1 protein-coding gene and 1 pseudogene are annotated in these 1,675 nt (G+C 63.8%); both read left to right on the top strand.

Features of this window, described 5'->3' with window-relative positions; genetic code table 11:
- A pseudogene (locus VGP39_RS18095) lies at nt 1-524 on the top strand (ABC transporter substrate-binding protein); the annotation flags it as partial.
- Nucleotides 525-709: 185 nt separating this feature from the next.
- Nucleotides 710-1,606, top strand: coding sequence for a branched-chain amino acid ABC transporter permease (locus VGP39_RS18090; protein ID WP_327569471.1), 897 nt, complete (start codon nt 710-712; stop codon nt 1,604-1,606).
- Nucleotides 1,607-1,675 lie beyond the last annotated feature (69 nt).

Genomic DNA, 1,675 nt, shown 5'->3' with positions numbered 1-1,675 from the left:
TGGCAAAACGCAGCCAATTGGTGTTCAGCGCTTCCGATCACGTGCTGCCGCCGCTCGGCGACAAGATGCCCGACGGCGTCATCATCGGCGCGCGCGGCGCCTATGGGTTGATGTCACAGAAATCGCCGCTCAACGACTGGTTCTTCAAGGGCTACGAGGCCGTCAACAACGTCTATCCGGTGCAGGCGGCCTACCGCATGAGCCAGGCGATCCTCGGGCTGAAGGCCGCGGTGGAAAAGGCGATGGCGGCGAACGGCGGCAAGAAGCCTTCCACCGACGAACTGGTCGCTGCGATGACCGGGCTGGAATGGCAATCGCCGGGCGGTCTGATCCAGATGAAGCTCGCCGACGGCCATCAGGCGATCCAGCCGATCGCCTTCAGCCGCACCAAATATAATCCGGATTCCAAAAGGGTCGATCTGGTCGACATCCAGTATTTCGCCGCCGAATGCGTCAACCCGCCGCCGGGCGTCAAGGCGCTGGACTGGATCAAGGGCGGCATGGCCGGCGCGAAGTGCAATTAGCGACTTGCTCTGACGTCAAGCGGCGACGCTCCCTTCACCTCTCCCCGCAGGGGAGAGGTCGGATTGCATCGTCAGATGCAATCCGGGTGAGGGGCTGCCGCGAGTCCTGCGTGTGTGGCGAGCCCCTCACCCGCCGCGCATCTGACGATGCGCGTCGACCTCTCCCCTGCGGGGAGAGGTAAGAGATGAATCTCGTGCTCACCATCATCGTCGACGGCCTGATCGAGGCATCGTGGCTGTTCATCGTGGCGCTTGGGCTGACGCTGGTGTTCGGCGTGCTGAAAATCCTCAACATCGCGCATGGCAGTTTTTATGCGCTCGGCGCCTATGTCGCGGCGACCGCGGTGACGATGGCCGCGGCGAACGGCCTGCCGCCGGCCGCGAGTTTTGTGGCCATGCTGCTCGCGGCCGCCTTCGTTGCGGCCGCGGTCGGGCTGATGCTGGAGCGCGGCCTGCTAAAAATGTTTTACGGCCGTGACGAGGTGGTGCTGCTGCTGGTGACCTACGCGGTGTTCCTGCTGCTGGAAGACCTGACAAAACTGATCTGGGGCGTCAACCCGATCTATGCGACGCAGCCCTATGACCTGTTCGGTAACGTCTCCTACGGCAAACTTTTTTATGTCGGCTACGACCTGGTACTGATTCCGATCGCCATCCTGAGCGGCGTAGCGGTGTGGTTCGGCTTGAACCGGACGGTGACCGGCAAGATCGTCTCGGCCGTCATCCACAACGAGGAGATGAGCGCCAGCATGGGCGTCAAGGTGAAGCGCGTCTACGCCTTCGCCTTTGCGTTCGGCGTGCTGCTGGCGGCGTTCGCGGGCGCGCTCACCGCGCCGAAGATTTCGGTGCAGCCGGGCCTCAGCTCCGACGTCATCATCCTGAGTTTTGCCATTGTGGTGATCGGCGGGCTCGGCAGTGTCGAGGGCGCGGCCGTCGGTGCCATTCTCGTAGGGCTGGCGCGCGCGGCCTCCGTGCATCTGCTGCCGCAGGCCGAATTGTTCATGATCTACCTGATCATGGCGGCGGTGCTGATGTTCCGCCCGGAAGGGCTGTTCCAGCGCGAGACGGCAAGGCGGATCTGATGAAGCGAGGCCTGCATCCCGTCGTCATGGTCGCGCTGGTGATCGCCGCGGCGCTGTTCGGCCGCGTGC

Origin of the sequence: Bradyrhizobium sp. (genome assembly GCF_036009065.1) — a bacterium.
GTDB lineage: Bacteria > Pseudomonadota > Alphaproteobacteria > Rhizobiales > Xanthobacteraceae > Bradyrhizobium.
The sequence above is the reverse complement of the archived record's forward strand: the minus strand, read 5'-3'. Positions and strand labels throughout refer to the sequence as shown.

Excerpts from the sequence above, each read along its gene's own strand:
- VGP39_RS18090 (WP_327569471.1), top strand. The coding sequence starts at position 710 with ATGAATCTCGTGCTCACCATCATCGTCGACGGCCTGATCGAGGCATCG.